This is a genomic window from Moorena sp. SIO4A1 (genome assembly GCF_010672065.1).
Taxonomy (GTDB): Bacteria; Cyanobacteriota; Cyanobacteriia; order Cyanobacteriales; family Coleofasciculaceae; genus Moorena.
The window spans coordinates 1-2,338 of record NZ_JAAHHX010000302.1; the positions used below are offsets into that span (position 1 = coordinate 1).

Sequence of the window (2,338 nt, forward strand, 5' to 3'; positions counted from 1 at the left end):
TAAATCCAATCAAGATATTGAGCTTTTTTTGTCGAAAAAGCCTAGTATCTTGAAACGAATACTGAGTCAATCATTACGCCCCCTGGCTGATGCGGCTTCTGTTAACTCAACTCGCTGTACGTTATACTACGAACTGAAATCAATAGGATTGCCTGTTGAAGTGGGTAGCGGCGGATTAACAAAATTCAACAGGTGCCGCCAAAATCTTCCTAAAACTCATTGGTTAGATGCGGCCAATGTTGGAAAAGTTGAAACTCTGATTATTGAAGTAACCCTACCTTTGGTAATAACAGCCAAAGGACACGGCACTCGTCAGCTCTGTAGGACTAATAAGTATGGGTTCCCCATTCGTCATTGCTCCAGAATTAAATTTCACAAAGGCTTTCAGACAGGAGATATTGTCCGCGCCGTGGTAACTAAGGGGAAGAATATTGGTACTTATGTAGGACGGGTCGCAACCAGAAAATCAGGGTCTTTCAATATCTCAACTTTGGGAGGACTAGTGCAAGGGATTAGTCACAAATATTGTCGATTTATTCACAGAAAGGATGGTTATGCTTATACAAACTAGATTCTGTCCTCCTTTTCCTCTCACCGTTAACCCTGCGGGTATAATGGGAGTCTCCAAGGAGGTAGAAAGATGACAACCACTGGTGGTAAATGTCCGGTGATACACGGTAGTGTAACAACATATAGTATGTCAGAGATGGAGTGGTGGCCGAAGGCACTTCATCTCGATATTTTGAGTCAGCATGATCGCAAAACTGATCCGATGGGAGTGGACTTTAACTATCGGGAGGCGGTAAAAAAACTTGATGTGGTTGCACTAAAACAAGACCTACATGCGCTGATGACCGACAGCCAAGATTGGTGGCCAGCGGATTGGGGTCACTATGGTGGTCTGATGATCCGTATGACCTGGCACGCAGCCGGAACCTACCGGATTGCGGATGGTCGTGGCGGTGCGGGGACAGGTAATCAACGTTTTGCGCCACTCAACTCCTGGCCAGACAACGCCAACCTAGACAAGGCACGCCGTCTACTCTGGCCGATAAAGAAGAAGTATGGAAGCCAGCTTAGTTGGGCCGATTTGATTACCTATGCTGGCACGATCGCCTACGAATCCATGGGACTAAAAACCTTTGGTTTCGCCTTTGGTCGAGAAGATATCTGGCATCCCGAAAAAGATATTTACTGGGGGCCAGAAAAGGAATGGCTTGCCCCCAGCGATAACCACCACAGCCGCTATTCTGATGAGCGAAAGCTAGAAAATCCACTGGCTGCGGTAACAATGGGGTTGATTTATGTTAATCCCGAGGGTGTAGATGGCAATCCCGACCCTATCAAAACCGCCAATGACGTGCGCGTTACCTTTGCCCGTATGGCGATGAACGACGAAGAAACCGTAGCTCTTACAGCTGGGGGGCATACGGTGGGCAAATGTCACGGTAACGGTGATCCCGGGTTGCTGGGCATGGAACCCGAAGGGGCAGATATCCAAGACCAGGGCTTGGGGTGGGTGAACAATACTGGTCAGGGTATTGGTCACAACACCGTTACCAGTGGTATAGAAGGGGCCTGGACGCCTCAGCCGACCCTGTGGGATAATGGTTATTTTCATATGCTGCTCAACTATGACTGGGAACTAAAGAAGAGTCCAGCAGGTGCGTGGCAATGGGAACCGATTGACCCGAAGGAAGAAGACAAACCCGTCAATGTTGCAGATCAGACGATTCGCGGCAACCTTGTAATGACCGACGCCGATATGGCCATGAAGATGGACCCAAAGTATCGAAAGATTTCCGAGCGGTTCTACAACGATCCTGAATATTTCAGTAATGTCTTCAGACGGGCATGGTTCAAACTGACCCACCGAGATATGGGGCCAAAGACTCGCTATATTGGCCCCGATGTTCCAGAAGAGGATCTGATCTGGCAAGATCCTATTCCAGCCGGGAATACTGATTACGATATTCAAGCCGTAAAGGAACGCATTGCAGTAAGCGGTCTGAGCGTTAGTGAAATGGTTTGTACCGCTTGGGACAGCGCTCGTACATTTCGCGGATCGGACAAGCGCGGTGGCGCAAACGGGGCGCGAATTCGTCTGACTCCGCAGAAGGATTGGGAAGGCAATGAGCCAGCTCGTTTGGCAAAAGTATTAACTGTTCTAGACAGCATTGCAGCAGAGACCAAGGCAAGCATAGCGGATGTCATCGTCTTGGCCGGTAACGTAGGTATCGAGCAAGCTGCTCAAGCCGCTGGCTTCGAAATTACTGTCCCCTTTTCTCCGGGGCGGGGCGATGCAACGGATGAGATGACCGACGCAGAGTCATTTGAC

General features: G+C 49.1%; 1 protein-coding gene and 1 pseudogene. Both read left to right on the forward strand.

What is annotated here, in order from left to right:
* A pseudogene (locus F6K53_RS37520) lies at positions 1-571 on the forward strand (HNH endonuclease); the annotation flags it as partial.
* 69 nt (positions 572-640) lie between these two features.
* Positions 641-2,338, forward strand: a 1,698-nt coding sequence (gene katG / locus F6K53_RS37525; RefSeq protein WP_293084728.1) for a catalase/peroxidase HPI, incomplete at its 3' end; no start/stop codon positions are given.